This window comes from Rhizobium sp. CB3090 (assembly GCF_029714285.1).
Lineage (GTDB): Bacteria > Pseudomonadota > Alphaproteobacteria > Rhizobiales > Rhizobiaceae > Rhizobium.
The window spans coordinates 653,603-669,565 of sequence record NZ_CP121662.1 but is presented as its reverse complement, the minus strand read 5'-3'; the positions used below and the strand labels follow the sequence as shown (position 1 = coordinate 669,565).

The window sequence follows — 15,963 nt, the reverse complement described above, 5'->3', positions numbered from 1 at the left end:
TTACCCGTCGATAATGCCTCAGCACAACCGGAATCGGAGGAGTTCACAGCATGTTGGCCAGTGGTTGTCATCTTCTACCTGCCTTGAAAGCAATTCGTCGATAAGCCATGGTCCTGCACGAAAAAATCGTCGCACATCTTTTGGGCCATGCCCTGGAAACAATGAAGCCGCGCAAGCCGTGGCCTGCGCGGCTCCCAATGCACTCAATTGGCCGAAAAATCAGCCTGCAGTGATCGGCAGTGCGACGAAGCGGCTGCCGTCATTGGACTGGATCTGGAACAGCGCGCGGGTGCGGCCGTCCTTCTTCGCCTGGTCGATAACCTTGGCGATGTCACCGGCGTTGGAGACCTGCTGGTTGTTGACCGAGGTGATCTTCTCGCCTTCCTTCACGCCCTTGTCAGCGGCGTCAGAGTCCGGATCGACGGCCGTGATCGCGACACCCTTGCCATCATCGGACGGACCGACAGTGAGGCCAAGATCGGCAAGTGCCTTTTCCGAGGACGGCTGCTGCGGCTGAGACGGCTGCGAGTTGTCGTCGCTCGAAGCCTGGTTCTGGTCGGCCGGCAGCGTGCCGAGTTCGACGGTGACTGACTGAGCCTTGCCGTTACGCCACAGCGAGATATCGACCTTGGAACCCGGCTGCATTGCGCCGATACGGCGGGCGAGATCGCGTGGGTCTTTGACCGGATCGCCATTGACGGCGGTTACGACGTCGCCGTTCTTGATGCCTGCCTTCTGGCCCGGAGAGCCGTCCTGCGGGGATACGACAAGCGCACCGCTCGGTTCGGACAGACCGAGGGATTCGGCAATATCCTTGGTTACCGGCTGGATCTGCACGCCTAGCCAACCGCGCGACACGGTACCTGTCTTGATCAGATCGGCGACGACGTTCTTGGCGGTGTTGGCGGGTATTGCGAAGGCGATGCCGACGCTGCCGCCCGACGGCGAGAAGATGGCGGTGTTGATGCCGACAACCTGGCCGTTGAGGTTGAAGGTCGGGCCGCCCGAGTTGCCACGGTTCACGGCCGCATCGACCTGAATGAAGTCGTCATACGGACCGGAGCCGATATCGCGGCCACGAGCCGAGACGATGCCGGCGGTCACCGTACCGCCAAGGCCAAAGGGGTTGCCGACGGCAACGACCCAGTCGCCGACGCGAACCTTGTCGTCATCCGCCCAATTGACATAGGTGAACTTCTTACCCTTGCCATCGACCTTCAGCACGGCGAGGTCGGTGCGCGGATCCTTGCCGATCAGCTTCGCATCGAGTTCGGTGCCATCATTGAGGACGACGACAAAGGCCGCACCATCGGAAACGACGTGATTGTTGGTGACGAGGTAACCGTCTTCGGAAATGAAGAAGCCGGAGCCCTGGGCAACCGGGCGCAAGCGACCCTTGTTGTCCGGCTGGCCTTTCTGCTGGCCCTGTTGCTGATTATGGCCTTGCTGCTGTTCGAACTGCTTGAAGAACTTCTTCAGCGGATGATCATCCGGCAGTTCGTCGAAGCCACGGCCGAGGCCGAAGGAATCATCTTGTTCAGCAACTGGATTGATGCGGGATTCGACGCGAACGGAAACGACTGCCGGAGATACGGCGTCGACGACATTGGCGAAGCTCGGAACCTGCGGAGCCTGGACATTGACGGCATCGGCATAGGAGCGGCTGATTTCAGCCGGAACGCCGGTGGCGAGAGCAGCGACTGCGAGGCCGGCGACGACAGAAGCTTTCATAGCGGTGCTACGGGACAAAGCGTCCTTGATATTCCTGAACATATGCGAGTTACCTTTTCTTCTCTCGTCCGATTTTTTCTTTTGCCGATAGAACCGGCGGTGATGGATTATGGGAAAGATATAGGACTTCCGACCTTACGGCGAACTGTCCGACCCATGAAAAATTCGTAATGTAGCGGAATGTTTTCGATAGGGTAAAGGCAACCCGTCGTACGGCATCACTTGCCGAGGAGGTCGTTCAGACGTGCTTCTTCCTCTGCCGTCAGCCGCGTGCCCGTCGGCTTGCCGGCTCGGCGGCGGGCATAGACGATGAGAGCGAGCCCCCCTAAGACGAAGAGGGCAACCGGCGCGCCCCAGAGCAACAACGTCTTTTCGCCGAAGCGTGGCTTCAGCAGCACGAACTCGCCGTAGCGTGAGACGATATAATCGAGCACCTGCTGATCGGTATCGCCGTTGAGGAGGCGCTTGCGTACCAGCAGGCGCAGATCGCGGGCAAGATCGGCATTGGAATCGTCGATCGACTGGTTCTGGCAAACCATGCAGCGCAATTCGGCCGAGATCGTCCGCGCCCTTGATTCGAGGGCCTTGTCGGGCAGCACCTCATCGGGATTGACAGCAAAGGCTGAGATCGGAGCTAGCAAGAGGACGAAGAGGATGAGCAGGCGCATAAGCGCTTTTACCTTCTCCCCGGCGGGGAGAAGGTCGCGCGCAGCGCGGGTTGAGGGGGCGTTATAGACGCTGTTGCCGTGTGGAGAGCCCCCCTCATCCGCCCTTCGGGCACCTTCTCCCCGAGGGGAGAAGGGGATGTCGCTATACCCGCTCACTCCGCCGCCTCCATTGCCGGACGGACCGGAGTTGCCCTGCGGCTCGGCGCGCCGATGCGCAGGCGGCGGTCGCTGAGCGAGACGAAGCCGCCCAGTGCCATGACGATGGCGCCGCCCCAGATGCAGATGATGAACGGCTTCCACCAGATGCGCACTACAATGCCGCCATCCTTGCTGGGATCGCCGAGCGAGACGTAAAGCTGGTTAAGGCCGAGCGTCAGAATGCCGGCCTCGGTCGTGGCGGTGCGGCCGGCGGTGAAGAGCCGCTTGGCGGAGGAGACATTGGCAACAGTGACGCCGCCGCGGCTGACTGTAAACTGGGCGCGATCCTCGGTGTAGTTCGGGCCGACACCCGGCTGAATTCCGTCGAAGCGCAGCGTATACCCGCCAAGCTCGGCCGTGCCGCCCGGCTTCATCTCGGTGATGTTTTCCAACTGGAATGTCGTGACCGCGACGATGCCGAGCACGGTGATGCCCAGCCCGGCATGGGCGAGCGCCGTCCCGAACGCCGAACGCGGCAGACCGGTCAGACGCCGCCACGCGACATTCCCTGCCACCTTGCCGATCCCCGTGCGATACCAGAGATCGGTGACGGCGCCGAAGAGCAGGAAGAAGCCGGCGGCCAGGCCGAAGACGGCAAGCACCGGTCCGCCATGGCGCATGTAGAACAGGACCAGACCTGCGACCAGGGCAAGGCCGGCGGCGACATAGAGCCGCTGCAGCACGCCGAGCAGATCGCCGCGCTTCCAGGCAAGCAGCGGCCCGAAGGGAACCGCAATCAGGATCGGCGTCATCAGCAGTCCGAATGTCATGTTGAAGAAGGGCGGCCCGACGGAAATCTTGTCGCCGGTCAGCGTCTCCAGCGCCAGCGGATAAAGCGTGCCCGTCAGCACCGTGCCGCAGGCAACCGTCAGGATGAGGTTGTTCAGCACCAGCGATCCCTCACGCGAGATCGGCGCGAACAGGCCGCCGGCGGCAAGCCGCGGAGCGCGGAAGGCAAACAGCGTCAGGGCACCGCCGATGAAGAACAACAGGATGCACAGGATGAAGACGCCACGCGTCGGATCGCTGGCAAAGGCATGCACAGAAGTCAGCACGCCGGAGCGCACCAGGAAGGTGCCCATCAGCGACAGCGAAAAGGTCAGGATCGCCAGCAGCACCGTCCAGATCTTCAGAGCATCGCGCTTTTCCATGACGAGCGCCGAATGCAGGAGTGCCGTGCCGGCAAGCCACGGCATGAAGGAGGCGTTCTCCACCGGGTCCCAGAACCACCAGCCGCCCCAGCCGAGTTCGTAATAGGCCCAGTAAGAGCCCATGGCGATGCCGAGCGTCAGAAAGGTCCAGGCCGCCAGCGTCCAGGGGCGAACCCAGCGCGCCCAGGCGGCATCGATACGGCCCTCGAGCAAAGCGGCGACGGCGAAGGAAAAGCAGACCGAGAAGCCGACATAGCCGAGATAAAGCAGCGGCGGATGGATCGCCAGGCCGATATCCTGCAGCACCGGATTGAGGTCCTTGCCTTCGGCAGGCGCCGGATTGAGACGGAGAAACGGATTGGAGGTCAAAAGGATGAAGATCAGAAAGGCGGCCGAAATCCAGGACTGCACCGCGAGCACGTTGGCGCGCAACGTATCCGGTAGATTGCGCCCGAACAGCGCCACTAGGGCGCTGAATAGCACCAGGATTAGCAGCCAGAGCATCATCGATCCTTCGTGATTGCCCCAGACGCCGGAAATCTTGAAGATCAGCGGCATCAGCGAATGGGAATTCTCCCAGACGTTCAGTACCGAAAAATCGGAGACGACATAGGCATAGGTCAAAACGCCGAAGGAAAAGGCAACCAGCGCGAACATGACGACGGCGCCGACCGGCGCGATGTCCATCATCGACAATTCTCCCCGCCGTGCGCCGATGACCGGGATGATCGAGACGATGATCGCGGTCGCGAGCGCCAGCACCAGCGCATAGTGTCCGAGCTCGATGATCATTGGCTTGCTTCCTCGCCTTTCCAGACGCCGTCCGCCTTCAGCTTGTCGGCGACTTCCTTCGGCATATAGCGCTCGTCATGCTTGGCAAGCACACTGTCGGCAACAAAGACGTCGCTGCCGGGCTCGAATCTGCCTTCGGTGACCACCCCCTGCCCCTCGCGAAAGAGATCCGGCAGGATACCATTATATTTGACTTTGATCGCGTCCGTGCCGTCGGTGACGGAAAACTGAACCTGCGTTCCCTGGCCGCGCACCAGGCTGCCCCGACCGACGAGGCCGCCGAGGCGGATCAGCGTACCGGCGCTGACCGGATTCTTGGCGAGGTCGGCCGGCATATAGAAATAGGCGACCGATTGGCTGAAGGCGAAGAGAACGAGCAGCACGGCGGCGGCGATGAAGCTCATGCCGCCGGCAATGACGGCCAGACGTTTCTGCTTGCGGGTCATTGCTGCGTCACCTCCGTCGGCAATCCAAGCTCCTTCGCCAGTGACAGAAGCTGCTTGCCTTCGTCGCCATCGGCTGGGAAGGCCTGCAAGCCGCGCTTTAGCGCAGCCGCGGCGCGATCCTTGTCGTTCAGCACGGCATAGGAGCGGATCAGCCGCATCCATCCTTCGAAATTCTTCGGGTCTTCCCTAAGCTTGGCGTCGAGGCTCGCGACCATGCCGCGGATCATCTGCTGACGATCGCCAGCGTTCATCGTATCGGCGGCGGCAACCTGCTCGCTGGTCGGGTTTCCGGGCGCATTGGTATTGGCCGACCCTGCCGCCGCCATAGCGGCCGCGCCGCCGTTCTTGGCGATATGGTCATTGACGGCAACCATCCAGGGCGCATCGGGAGGCGATTGCTGCGCCAGCGCCTCGAAGGCCGTCTTTGCCTCCGCCGTCTTGCCGTCCTGCTCCAACGCAAGCGCGAGATAGAAGAGCGCACGGGGATTGTTCGGCTCGAGCGCAAGGGATTGCTGCAATGAGCTGCGCGCCTCCGCCGTCACGACGCCGTCAGCCTTCATGATCAGGATTTCGCCAAGGTTGCCAAGCCGCTCGGCATTAGGGCCGAGGAGGCGGATGACATTGCGATAGGCGAGTTCGGCGTCGCCGATGCGGTTGGTCTTCAGGTAGATCGGCGCAAGCACTTCCCAACCCTTGCCGTCATCCGGATGCTGCGCCAGATGCTGCTCCACCTTGACGATCGAGATGGCGAGATCGTTGCCGGGATGATCGAGGCGCGCTTGCAGCGGCTGCGACGGCAGGCCGGGATTGCCCACGGCAAGATAGAGACAGAGGCAGATAACCGGCAGCAGGATGATAATGAAGGCCTGAGAAAAGTAATGGCCGCCCACCGGCTTCTCGGTGGCGCTCGGTCTGGCATTCGAGACGGCAAGAAGGCGGCGACCGATTTCGGCGCGAGCATAGCCGGCCTCTTCGGGGGAAATCAGGCCGCCCGCGAGATCGCGATCCAGCTCCCGAAGTTGATCGCGATAGACGGCAGCTTCGCCGGCACGACCGTCGTCAGCCACCTTTGCTCCACGCAAAAGGGGATAGAGCAGGACGGCACCGACAACGGCCGTCAGAACGGCCACGAGAATCCAGAACAGCATAGACGCCCAATACTTTAACGGGGCGCTTATTCCAACCGTGAAAGCCCCGCTGACGAAGATTTGAGGCGTTTAGCCGCGATTTCCAGAGTGCGGAACTAGTTCAGCGGCGTCCAGGTGCCGTCGTCGTTGCGGCAGGCAGCGCCCCTCGCCTGGGTCGGCTTGTCGTCGACCGTGATGGTATGGGTGTATTGGCGGCAATTTTGCGAACCGACCTGATAGGGAGCGGCGGCCACGACCTGGCCGCTGACGTTCCTGCCGGACCAGGCGACGGGTTGGCCGAGCGGTGCGGTTTCCAGCGCCCGATATTCCGCTTCCAGCGCCCGTTGCTTGTCATTGTCGCTGAGCTTGATGCCTGTACGGCCGACGATGCCGCCCTCCAACGCCGCGATGTAACGCGCCGAGGCTGCCGGTTTGTCGGAGGACGAGAAAAAGCCCGTGACGCCGCCTTTGCCGCTCGTGGTCGAGCAGCCGGAAAGGGCGGTGACGGCAACAAAGGACGGAGCAATCAGAAAAAAAGTACGAAGCTTCATACAACCGAACCAGTATCAACGAGCAAAACTAGAGGTACTGCGATGCAGCATCACCATGGCGCACACCGCCTTTCTGGCATCATGCCGCGCATCAAGCAACATCCTTTGTTACCCCCGGTAGAATTAGGCTGGCGCGAAGTCCGCCCCAAGTGCCGCGGGACAGCTCGAACCGCCCCTGATATTCATTGGTGATCTCGCTGACGATCGACAGGCCGAGACCGGTGCCCGGCTTGCTTTCATCCAGCCGGCGGCCGCGCTTCATCGCCTCGCGGATCTGATCCGGCTCCAGGCCCGGCCCATCGTCCTCGACCACCAGTTCCACCCAATGGCGCCGCGCCGGATCGATGCCCTTCACGTCGGCCGGCGCTTCGTTGGCGGCAACGCGCACCTTACGCTCGGCAAAACGCGCGGCATTTTCCAGGAGATTGCCGACCGTTTCCTCCAGATCCTGCTGCTCCATGGCGAGCGACAGGTTCGGCGAAACGGAAAGCTCGAATTCCTTATCGGCATTGAGCCGCCGCATGACGCGCACCAGCCGCTCCAGCGCCGGCTCCGCGTCAGTGCGGGCAAGCACGGATTCGCGCTGCGCGGCGATCCGGGCACGGTTTAGATAGGATTGCACCTGCCCCTGCATGACCTCGGCCTGGTTTTTGACGAGGTCGCCATGCGAGCGTTCCAGCACGCGGGACTCGTTCAGCAAAACCGCGATCGGCGTCTTCAGCGAATGGGCAAGGTTGCCGACCTGCATGCGCGCCCGCTCCACGATACGGCGGTTGCTGTCGATAAGGGCATTGACCTCATTGGCGAGCGGCAGGATTTCGCGCGGGAAATCGCCATGCAATCGTTCGCTCTCACCAGCGCGGATGCGCTCCAGAGCCCCACGCGCCTTATCGAGAGGCATCAAGCCGTAGAGAATGGCGAGGGCGTTGACGATGAGACTGCCGACGCCGAAACCGACGAGCGCGAAATAGAGGCTGTGGGAGAAATTGCGGACATCGTCCTCCACCACAGCGACGTTGCCGGTGACGCGGAAGCGCGCGGCGCGTCCGTCGGTATCGAGCACGACCTCGGTCTCGGCGACCTGCACCTGGTTTCCGAAGGCGTCGGTGACGATGTAGTAACGCTCGTAATTCTTGTCGAAAGGCGCTTCCAGGACCGAGAGAACGGGCAGGCTCGACGCGCCGAGCGAGGGCGAGACCAATGGCGTCGCCGTATAGGTGCCGAGCGGCTCGACCATCCAGTACCAGCCGGTCTTCGGCTGAGCGAAACGCAGGTCGCCAAGCTGCGGACTGCCCGACAGCGCGCCCTGGTCACCGATCGTCACGGAGTTGATGACGTTATAGAGCTGCGCCCGCAGCAGGTCCTGAAAACCGCGTTCGGCGCTCTTGCGATAGATATTGGAGATGACGAGGCCGATCACCACCAACGCCACGGCGGACCAGAGTGTGGTCAACAACAGGACGCGGGCGGTGAGTGACTTAATTCGCATTGGTCGGCGCTTGGATACGATAGCCGAGACCCCGCACTGTTTCGATCAGGTCGACGCCCATCTTCTTGCGCAGGCGGCCGACGAAAACTTCAATCGTATTGGAATCGCGGTCGAAATCCTGGTCATACATGTGCTCGACCAGCTCCGTTCGCGAGACGACTTCGCCCTTGTGATGCATGAGATAGGCAAGCAGCCTGTACTCGTGCGAGGTCAGCTTCAGCGGTTTGCCGTCGACGGTGGCCTTCGAGCTCTTGGTATCGAGGCGCACGGGACCGCAGATGATTTCAGAGGACGAATGACCGGCGGCGCGGCGGATCAACGCCCGGATGCGGGCCAACACCTCTTCTACGTGAAAAGGCTTTGCGACATAATCGTCGGCGCCCGCATCGATGCCGGCGACCTTGTCACTCCAGCGGTCACGAGCCGTCAGGATCAGCACCGGCGTCCCCCGGCCCGCACCGCGCCATTTCTCCAGCACGGTGATCCCGTCCATCTCCGGCAAGCCGATATCGAGAATGATGGCGTCATAGGGCTCGGTCTCACCGAGAAAATGCCCCTCCTCGCCGTCGAAGGCGGTATCGACCACATAGCCTGCCTCTTTCAGAGCTTCGGCAAGCTGCCGATTCAAATTGACATCGTCTTCGACTATAAGAATGCGCATCTTTCGACCCAATTTCCCCGGTTCGAGAAATAGTACTGCAAATCAGGCCGGGGTGGAATCGCTCGGCCATAAAGATTTTAGCTGAGATTCAAAGCGTTAGAGAGTCCCTTTGTGCATCGGTGTGAACGTGTTTCCACCTACATCGGCACCTTCATCGTCACCTTGCGCGGCCGCTGGCCGTTGCCCTGGACGAGAACGGTGATGACGCAGCTGTCGCCTGAGGGCTGTGCGGAAAGAAGCTGCCCCCCTGTCTTTGCAACCACTTCGGCGGCGGCCTCGCTGCAATCGCTGTTCGCACGCGCCACCAGGGTCGGCGTCGGCGTCGGCAGAACAGCCGAGCCGGCCATGATGGCGGCCGCTGCTGCTATGCTCAAAAATGATGCCATGCTCGAGACTTCCCACGGGGACATTAACTTGAGCAAATATTTACCCAAACGCGCCTGAATGGCAAATGAATGGGGCGTAATTTTCCACGCGCAGAACGTGCGGGCCGGCGTCCATTCCCTTTAAGCCTTTGTGTTCATTCGACCTGCCTGCGACGATATCGGCGATGCGACGGCAGCGGCTCGCCAAACGCTCCAATCTCAGTCACCGAACCCGCATTGAAGGCGCGCACGACAAAAGTCAGTCAATTTTAATCTATCTTGATTATCATCAGCGCATAAGCTCGCGATAAGCGGCGATACTCTATCGGGCCGACGCAACCGGCCTTCCCGTATTTGCGCACGTAAAGCACAGCGGTTTTCTTGAGTCTTTCGAATCGCTTCGCGCCATGTTTTCGAGCATTGAGTCCAGGGCGTGAGAAGTTGAGTCAGAAACTTCGCGCGATGAATCCGGATGCGGTGAACTTGATTCCGCGAGACTGCCCAGCCTCTCAAAAAGATTGACGAATAGCTATTCTTCTAGCGAAGCACTTTGCTAAACGGGCTTCCGTACCGCCGTCGTGCTCTCATAGTCCGCCGCAATCCGCATTTCACGCAACGGGCGAACGCGCTCGATGGAAAGCTGATAGTTCGGATGCGCCTTGTAGGCCGCCAAGGCCGCCTCATCGTCGAATTCGCCATAGACGACAAGGTCGACATCGGTGCCGAGCTGATCGGTCTTCACATTCGTTCCGATCTCGAGCAGGCGGGCATGCGGAATAGCCGTCAGGATCGACAGGCCGGACCGTACGGCTTCGAGATTGGCGCGATCGGGAACGGTGAAGAAGACGATATGACGGATCACGCGGAGGCTCCCATGCATTGGCGAAGGCACCGCGCGATATCATGCGCACCCGCTCATTTCAACGAGGAGCCGGCCTCGGTGGGCGGCCGTTTCGTCGCACGAGGCGGAGCGACGCGGGTGCCTACAGCGCACTTCGCTTGTATGTTAATCTTTGGATCATGACCGACGACGACCTCATTTCCTTTGCGCACAGCCTGCCGGAAACGGTGGAGAGCTCGCATTTTGGAAACCGGGATTTTCGCGTTCGCGGGAAAATTTACCTGACGCTTCCGGGCCCGGAATTCTGCGTCGTCAAGCTGACGCCCGACCAGCAGCAGATGGTGCTGGCAACCATACCGCAGCATATTCTCGCCGTGCCGGGCGCCTGGGGGCTCAAGGGCTGGACACGGCTTTTCCACCATATGCTGGATGATGACATAATATACGGGCTCGTGCGGCAGGGCTGGCGAAACGTGGCCCCGAAATCTATGGCTTTGCCGGGGGACTAGCTTCCATGTCCTCTTCGACGGTCAACGGCCAATCGACGATATATTCCTCGAAATCATCGAGATCGACATCGTTTTCGCTGACCGTGCGGCCGCGTGCCGAAACGCGGGCGATATGCACCGTTTCCGGATCGCCCGATATCAGCGGATGCCACCAGTAGAGATCACGCCCCTCGTTGACGAGGCGATAGGCGCATGTAGGCGGCAACCATTCCAGCTCCGGAACTTTTTCCGGCGTCAGTTGCACGCAGTCGGGCACGAAATCCCAGCGGTTCGGGTAGCTGGTGCAGCGACAGCTTTCGCCGTCCATCAACTTGCAGCGGATGGACGTGAAATAGACGTCGCCCGAATCCCACTCCTCGAGCTTGTTAAGACAACAGAGACCACAGCCGTCACACAGGCTTTCCCATTCGGGTGTGCTCATCTCCGTCAGGGTCTTGCTTTTCCAGAAAGGTATGTCGTCCATCATAGTCGTCCTCGCCGCTCGCGAGGGAAATGCGAGCTGCGGCATGCATGTCCCTTGTTCTTTTCCCTAAATCAACCAATTATTCAATCCGCCAATCTATGAGAGGATAGGCTTTGCGTCTCCTTCTGCATAATTCCTTAAACCGGAATCGATTTAAGGATAAAATTATGCAGCAGATTTAAAGTGCTACAGCGACCTTTGCGCGTCACAGGCGACACGCGGCGCTGTAGGGGGAACGCGCAAAGCGGCAAAGCGGTCGGGAAGTAGAGCGTGTCAGACCCATCCAACCCAGAGAACGGGACAGAGACCAAGCCCGATGCACAGCCGGAAGGCCAAGCGGAGCAGCGGCCGCGCCGGAAGCGGCATTTTTTTCTGCGCATCGATTCCTGGATCGACTCTACCCTGTGGAATGCAGGCTTTCGCCTCGCCGAACTCTGGGAAGACATTACCATTTTTTTCCGCCGTTTTCGCCCTCACGGCTGGAGACGCATCCTGTTCGAACTGCTCGGTGAAGGGCTGACGCTCGGTACGGCGGGTTCCATCGTCATGCTCGTGCTCGCCGCGCCTGCTTTCGAAGCCACGCAAGGAGATTGGCGCAACCGCGGCAATTTCGCCGTGACCTTCCTCGATCGTTACGGCAATGTCATCGGCCATCGCGGCATCATTCACGAGAATTCCGTGCCGGTGGATCAATTGCCGGACTATTTCATCAAGGCGGTTCTGGCGACGGAGGATCGGCGCTTCTTCGACCATTTCGGCATCGACGTCTTCGGCCTGTTCCGGGCGCTGACCGTCAACGCGCAGGCCGGCGGCGTCGTTCAGGGCGGCTCCACGCTGACGCAACAGCTTGCCAAGAATATCTTTCTCAGCAACGAGCGCTCGATCGACCGCAAGATCAAGGAAGCCTTCCTGGCGATCTGGCTGGAGGCCAATCTTTCCAAGAAGCAGATCCTAAGCCTCTATCTCGATCGCACCTACATGGGCGGCGGAACTTTCGGTGCCGCCGCGGCAGCGCAGTTCTATTTCGGCAAGAGCATCACTGACGTCAACCTCGCCGAAGCGGCGATGCTCGCGGGTCTGTTCAAGGCGCCGGCGAAATATGCGCCGCATGTCAATCTGCCGGCAGCACGCGCCCGCGCCAACGATGTTCTTACCAATCTCGTGCAAAGCGGTCTGATGACCGAGGGACAAGTCATCGCCGCCAGACGCAACCCTGCCTCCGTCGTTGATCGCGCCCAGATCGAATCCCCGGATTTCTTCCTCGATTGGGCCTTCGACGAGGTGCAACGGCTGGCTGTCCACTTCCCCGAGCGTTCGCTGATCGTCCGCACGACCATCGACATGGGCCTGCAGAAAGCGGCAGAGGATTCAGTCGAATCCAGCCTGATGGAATACGGCGAGCGCTATCACGCCAGCCAGGGCGCAAGCGTCATGATCGAAAACGGCGGCGCGGTGCGTGCCATGGTCGGCGGCCGGGACTACGGCGAAAGCCAGTTCAACCGCGCCACAAAGGCGCTGCGCCAGCCGGGCTCGTCCTTCAAGATCTACACCTATTCCGTCGCCATGGAGAACGGCATGACGCCAACGTCGACCATCGTCGACGCACCGATCACTTGGGGCAACTGGAGCCCGCACAACTACGAAAACCGCTACGAAGGCAAGGTGACGCTGACGCAGGCGATCGCGCAGTCGATCAACACCATTCCAGTTCGCCTCGCCAAGGAGAAATTCGGCATCCAGCCGATCCGCGACATGGCGAAGAACCTGGGTGTGGAAACGCCGATCCGCAACGACAAGACGATTCCGATCGGCACCTCGGAAGTGACCGTACTCGATCAGGCAACCGCCTATGCCGTTTTCCCGGCGGACGGCATGCAGTCACGCCGCCATGGCATCGCTCAAATCATGAGCTACGACGGCAAGGTGCTCTACGATTTCAATCGCGATGAGCCGCCGGCCAAACGAGTGCTCAGCGAAAAAGCCACCTCCTATATGAACCAGATGCTGACACAGATCCCGGTGATCGGCACGGGCCGCAGGGCGGCTCTTGACCACGGCATCGTCGTCGGTGGCAAGACCGGTACGACGCAAGCCTATCGCGACGCCTGGTTCATCGGCTTCACCGGCAATTACACCTGCGCTGTCTGGTTCGGCAACGACGACTACACCTCGACCAACAACATGACGGGCGGCACGCTGCCGGCTATGACCTTCAAGAAGATCATGGACTATGCCCACCAGGGCATCGTGCTGAAGCCGATCCCCGGCATCGACAATCCCTTCCCGGTGCAAAAGCCGCAGACCGTGGCTGAAAAAAAAGCTGCAACGCCCGACGACAACGCCTTGCCCCCGCTCATCCGGCCCCGCTCGCTATCGGTGGATTCCACGAGGATCTTGCGCGATATCGGCGAGAAGCTGAAGGCGGCGGCGCCGCTTGCCGCGCAGAAAGTGGCGACGGCGGAGTGAAATCGGGCTGCCCGCGCCTTTATGCTCGCCAACTCCGAACCGACCTGTTACCGCCGCTCCTTTTGGTGCGGCAAGTTCGGCAAACAATCGCCTGCCCTTTCCCCGCCCATCAGAATCAGGGATAAATCGCCCTCTGATTGGTCACGAGGACGATCTTAGAGTGTTCCGGGTTCCCCTTCTTGTCGCGCTTTCGTTGATGATCGCTTTTGGCGGAGGGATCGTATTTACGCTTTTTGCGTTGGATGCGACCTCCGGTTTCGGCGCGATCAAGCTAGGCGCCTGGCAGGCTTTTCCGGAAATGCAGACGGTCGACGCCGATCCCTATGCCAAATCGCATCGTGCCCGCGCTGGGCGGTTGCTTTATGGCACTGCGGAGGGGCTGGTGTTCACCGCCTCCGACGATGATTCCGGCGCGCGGCTGACGGCGGCATGCAGCTATCGCATCCGCGGTCAGACGCCGCCGGCGCGGCTGTGGACGTTGTTCATTGCGGGCGATAACGGCGAGCCGCTTGGCGAATCTCCCGGCCGGCCGTCTGCGCTCAATTCCTGGATCGTGCTGCGCAATCCGGATTCGAGCTTCACTATTACCGTTTCGCCGGATGCACGGGCGGGCAATTGGCTGGCGCTGCCCGCTTCCGGCAGCTTCCGTTTGGTGTGGACGCTCTTGGATTCACCTGCAGCGGGCAATTCCGGTCTTATCGATCTTTCCATGCCGAAGCTCGAGAAAATCGGGTGCGGCCATGTTTAGGATCGTCTTCGCCATTCTGACCGGCCTGCTTGGCGCCACGCTCCTGCATGTCATCATCATCCTCTCCCTGCCGCATTTTTCCGACCGCGACGCCTATACCCGCGTTGAGGATGAGGGCGATGAAAACCACTTCTATATGCTCGATTACAAGGATGACGACGCAGGGCTCTCCAACAGCGACCCCTATATCCGCACGGCCGTCTGCGCCTTCGACATCGGGACTCAACCAGTCCGGCTGACGGCTAAGGGAAAGGTGCCGTTCTGGTCGCTGTCGGTCTATGACGCGGCATCGAACGAGGTCTTCAGCATGAGCGACCGCACTTCGGTCGGCGGCGTGCTGGATTTGCTGCTCGCCTCGCCGATCCAACTCACGGGTATCCGCAAGGCCTTGCCTCCATCACTCGCACAATCGATCCTGGTCGAGGTGCCGCGCGCGGAGGGCTATGTCGTGTTGCGCACAATGGCGCCGCAGGCGAGTTTCGATGACGCCGCCCGGAACTTCCTGTCGGAAGCCGGATGCGATGTGTTTGACGGACATTAGGATTTAATCGCGAAGCTGGAGGCCGGGTCGGTGAGAACCGGCGATTGGACAGCACGCGCATGGTGGCTCCGGCCACGATGCCGAAACCGCTCCGGCGAGGTCGTGCCGAACCACTACTTGCCTTTCGCCCGCTTCGATCCCGTTCCGGGGCGATGAGAGCTCACGTCAAGGCGCTCGTAGCGCACGCCGGTAAATAAAAGAATCTTCGCCTCGACCGGCTCCTTCTGGGGCCGCAGCGGCAACCGCGATCTTCGATCCAAGAGGGATATAATCTCTGCCATTCTCGTCTCCATTTACGGCTCGAGACGGATGAAGTTGCGACTAATTTCACCCTGCCCGCTATTCCCAAGCGGGCTGGCGTTCCCCAAAGTCTTCGCCACCTCCTGCGGCTCTGACCAAAGGGCATTCACGCCATTCTCACGGCATTCCCCAGACACCGTGACATGGACGCCTAACTATGGCGGCCATGCGAATAATCATGCGACTAAACTCTGCAAATCGCCGTTATCACCCGAATTGAGACATACTGTAGTTAACAGAATGCTAATCATCGCCGCGCCTTCCTTCGGCACTTCCTCGGCTCTCGCGGCACCGTGATCATCTAACGCTGGGAAAGCGGATTTGGTTTCATGTTCGATGTAAAAATTTCTAGAGTCACCTTACCAATAAAACGTTGTAGAATCATATTGTTAGGTAGATATAGCCCATTATTCGCAATCACAGCCCGGCCCTGAGTGTTGCAGAAAAGTGTCATGCAAATATTATTTGCGGCAACAAAAATTTAACGTATTGTAGAGGGCGAAACTGAGGGCGGGCGATGTCAGCGACGACCAATTCCTTCTTCTCTCCGGAGGACATTATCGTGCTGCGCGGCGCGCTGGACAAGTGGTGCCTGGAGAAGCGGATCGATATCAAAAGCACCGAGGCGCAGTTCGCGGCAACGGCGGCGATCGGCCTGTTTCAATCCGGCTACAATACCTCCGAAAGACTGCTGGCGGCCCTGCGGGAGCATAAGGGGCTCTGAGCCCTTGCTGACGCTGCGGGACGAAGTTCCGAGACCTTCTCTCTTTAAAACGTCGGCCTTGGGTTGTCGAATTCTCCCCGGGCGCAACTTCGCATTCCGAGGGCGAACCTTTTAATCCCTCATAAGTTGATCTCGATCGCCAGCGGGTAGCGGCAAAGCAGTTTCCTCAAACATTGAGTGGCCGCAAACACA

General features: G+C 60.3%; 17 protein-coding genes. 5 read left to right on the top strand and 12 right to left on the bottom strand.

The genetic code is table 11. The features are described 5' to 3' along the window. Window positions 1-219 precede the first annotated feature (219 nt). The 10 genes from QA646_RS03310 to QA646_RS03265 all read right to left on the bottom strand — a co-directional run bounded on the left by QA646_RS03310 (window position 220) and on the right by QA646_RS03265 (window position 10,041). Window positions 220-1,773 carry a Do family serine endopeptidase gene (locus tag QA646_RS03310; protein WP_283057583.1) on the bottom strand — a complete coding sequence of 518 codons (1,554 nt, stop codon included), beginning with the start codon at window positions 1,771-1,773 and terminating at the stop codon, window positions 220-222. Between the two features lie 176 nt (window positions 1,774-1,949). Continuing rightward, on the bottom strand, window positions 1,950-2,399 hold the full coding sequence (locus tag QA646_RS03305) for a cytochrome c-type biogenesis protein (RefSeq protein ID WP_283058957.1): 450 nt from the start codon (window positions 2,397-2,399) through the stop codon (window positions 1,950-1,952). A 152-nt stretch (window positions 2,400-2,551) separates the two neighbouring features. Then, window positions 2,552-4,540 (bottom strand): heme lyase CcmF/NrfE family subunit, encoded by a 1,989-nt coding sequence (locus tag QA646_RS03300; protein ID WP_283057581.1) that lies wholly within the window; start codon window positions 4,538-4,540, stop codon window positions 2,552-2,554. Then, on the bottom strand, window positions 4,537-4,986 hold the full coding sequence (gene ccmE, locus QA646_RS03295; RefSeq protein WP_283057580.1) for a cytochrome c maturation protein CcmE: 450 nt from the start codon (window positions 4,984-4,986) through the stop codon (window positions 4,537-4,539). The genes QA646_RS03300 and ccmE overlap by 4 nt, the downstream gene beginning before the upstream one ends. Then, window positions 4,983-6,134 carry a c-type cytochrome biogenesis protein CcmI gene (ccmI, locus tag QA646_RS03290; protein WP_283057579.1) on the bottom strand — a complete coding sequence of 384 codons (1,152 nt, stop codon included), beginning with the start codon at window positions 6,132-6,134 and terminating at the stop codon, window positions 4,983-4,985. Before ccmI ends, ccmE begins: the two co-directional genes overlap by 4 nt. A gap of 95 nt (window positions 6,135-6,229) precedes the next feature. Further along, the gene (locus QA646_RS03285) at window positions 6,230-6,664 is read right to left on the bottom strand and encodes a hypothetical protein (protein ID WP_283057578.1); all 435 of its coding nucleotides are present in this window, start codon (window positions 6,662-6,664) and stop codon (window positions 6,230-6,232) included. A 91-nt stretch (window positions 6,665-6,755) separates the two neighbouring features. Then, window positions 6,756-8,153 (bottom strand): HAMP domain-containing sensor histidine kinase, encoded by a 1,398-nt coding sequence (locus QA646_RS03280; protein ID WP_283057577.1) that lies wholly within the window; start codon window positions 8,151-8,153, stop codon window positions 6,756-6,758. Continuing rightward, on the bottom strand, window positions 8,143-8,814 hold the full coding sequence (locus QA646_RS03275) for a response regulator transcription factor (RefSeq protein ID WP_283057576.1): 672 nt from the start codon (window positions 8,812-8,814) through the stop codon (window positions 8,143-8,145). The genes QA646_RS03280 and QA646_RS03275 overlap by 11 nt, the downstream gene beginning before the upstream one ends. Before the next feature lie 137 nt (window positions 8,815-8,951). Further along, on the bottom strand, window positions 8,952-9,200 hold the full coding sequence (locus QA646_RS03270; RefSeq protein ID WP_104822445.1) for a hypothetical protein: 249 nt from the start codon (window positions 9,198-9,200) through the stop codon (window positions 8,952-8,954). A gap of 532 nt (window positions 9,201-9,732) precedes the next feature. Continuing rightward, a complete protein-coding gene (locus tag QA646_RS03265) occupies window positions 9,733-10,041 on the bottom strand; it encodes a Dabb family protein (protein ID WP_104822444.1) in 309 nt (102 codons plus the stop codon). Window positions 10,042-10,199: 158 nt separating this feature from the next. Between QA646_RS03265 and QA646_RS03260 the strand changes: the two genes are divergently transcribed. Next, window positions 10,200-10,529, top strand: a complete 330-nt coding sequence (locus QA646_RS03260) for an MmcQ/YjbR family DNA-binding protein (protein ID WP_283057575.1) — start codon at window positions 10,200-10,202, stop codon at window positions 10,527-10,529. Here QA646_RS03260 and QA646_RS03255 read toward each other — a convergent pair. Continuing rightward, a complete protein-coding gene (locus tag QA646_RS03255) occupies window positions 10,507-10,992 on the bottom strand; it encodes a YcgN family cysteine cluster protein (RefSeq protein ID WP_283057574.1) in 486 nt (161 codons plus the stop codon). The genes QA646_RS03260 and QA646_RS03255 overlap by 23 nt on opposite strands. A 270-nt stretch (window positions 10,993-11,262) precedes the next feature. On the opposite strand from QA646_RS03255, the gene QA646_RS03250 reads away from it, so the two are divergent. From QA646_RS03250 to QA646_RS03240, 3 genes are all read left to right on the top strand, one after another. After that, window positions 11,263-13,458, top strand: a complete 2,196-nt coding sequence (locus tag QA646_RS03250; protein ID WP_283057573.1) for a transglycosylase domain-containing protein — start codon at window positions 11,263-11,265, stop codon at window positions 13,456-13,458. Between the two features lie 160 nt (window positions 13,459-13,618). After that, window positions 13,619-14,206 carry a DUF1214 domain-containing protein gene (locus tag QA646_RS03245; RefSeq protein WP_283057572.1) on the top strand — a complete coding sequence of 196 codons (588 nt, stop codon included), beginning with the start codon at window positions 13,619-13,621 and terminating at the stop codon, window positions 14,204-14,206. Then, window positions 14,199-14,747 carry a DUF1254 domain-containing protein gene (locus tag QA646_RS03240; protein WP_283057571.1) on the top strand — a complete coding sequence of 183 codons (549 nt, stop codon included), beginning with the start codon at window positions 14,199-14,201 and terminating at the stop codon, window positions 14,745-14,747. The genes QA646_RS03245 and QA646_RS03240 overlap by 8 nt, the downstream gene beginning before the upstream one ends. 113 nt (window positions 14,748-14,860) lie before the next feature. Here QA646_RS03240 and QA646_RS03235 read toward each other — a convergent pair whose 3' ends face one another. Continuing rightward, window positions 14,861-15,028 carry a hypothetical protein gene (locus tag QA646_RS03235; RefSeq protein ID WP_283057570.1) on the bottom strand — a complete coding sequence of 56 codons (168 nt, stop codon included), beginning with the start codon at window positions 15,026-15,028 and terminating at the stop codon, window positions 14,861-14,863. A gap of 536 nt (window positions 15,029-15,564) precedes the next feature. On the opposite strand from QA646_RS03235, the gene QA646_RS03230 reads away from it, so the two are divergent. Continuing rightward, a complete protein-coding gene (locus QA646_RS03230) occupies window positions 15,565-15,771 on the top strand; it encodes a hypothetical protein (protein ID WP_283057568.1) in 207 nt (68 codons plus the stop codon). The last annotated feature ends 192 nt before the right edge of the window (window positions 15,772-15,963 follow it).

Excerpts from the sequence above, each read along its gene's own strand:
- QA646_RS03280 (WP_283057577.1), bottom strand. The coding sequence starts at position 8,153 with ATGCGAATTAAGTCACTCACCGCCCGCGTCCTGTTGTTGACCACACTC.
- QA646_RS03260 (WP_283057575.1), top strand. The coding sequence starts at position 10,200 with ATGACCGACGACGACCTCATTTCCTTTGCGCACAGCCTGCCGGAAACG.
- ccmI (WP_283057579.1), bottom strand. The coding sequence starts at position 6,134 with ATGCTGTTCTGGATTCTCGTGGCCGTTCTGACGGCCGTTGTCGGTGCC.
- QA646_RS03310 (WP_283057583.1), bottom strand. The coding sequence starts at position 1,773 with ATGTTCAGGAATATCAAGGACGCTTTGTCCCGTAGCACCGCTATGAAA.
- QA646_RS03300 (WP_283057581.1), bottom strand. The coding sequence starts at position 4,540 with ATGATCATCGAGCTCGGACACTATGCGCTGGTGCTGGCGCTCGCGACC.
- QA646_RS03240 (WP_283057571.1), top strand. The coding sequence starts at position 14,199 with ATGTTTAGGATCGTCTTCGCCATTCTGACCGGCCTGCTTGGCGCCACG.
- QA646_RS03305 (WP_283058957.1), bottom strand. The coding sequence starts at position 2,399 with ATGCGCCTGCTCATCCTCTTCGTCCTCTTGCTAGCTCCGATCTCAGCC.
- QA646_RS03230 (WP_283057568.1), top strand. The coding sequence starts at position 15,565 with ATGTCAGCGACGACCAATTCCTTCTTCTCTCCGGAGGACATTATCGTG.
- QA646_RS03235 (WP_283057570.1), bottom strand. The coding sequence starts at position 15,028 with ATGGCAGAGATTATATCCCTCTTGGATCGAAGATCGCGGTTGCCGCTG.
- QA646_RS03285 (WP_283057578.1), bottom strand. The coding sequence starts at position 6,664 with ATGAAGCTTCGTACTTTTTTTCTGATTGCTCCGTCCTTTGTTGCCGTC.
- QA646_RS03270 (WP_104822445.1), bottom strand. The coding sequence starts at position 9,200 with ATGGCATCATTTTTGAGCATAGCAGCAGCGGCCGCCATCATGGCCGGC.
- QA646_RS03275 (WP_283057576.1), bottom strand. The coding sequence starts at position 8,814 with ATGCGCATTCTTATAGTCGAAGACGATGTCAATTTGAATCGGCAGCTT.
- QA646_RS03255 (WP_283057574.1), bottom strand. The coding sequence starts at position 10,992 with ATGGACGACATACCTTTCTGGAAAAGCAAGACCCTGACGGAGATGAGC.
- ccmE (WP_283057580.1), bottom strand. The coding sequence starts at position 4,986 with ATGACCCGCAAGCAGAAACGTCTGGCCGTCATTGCCGGCGGCATGAGC.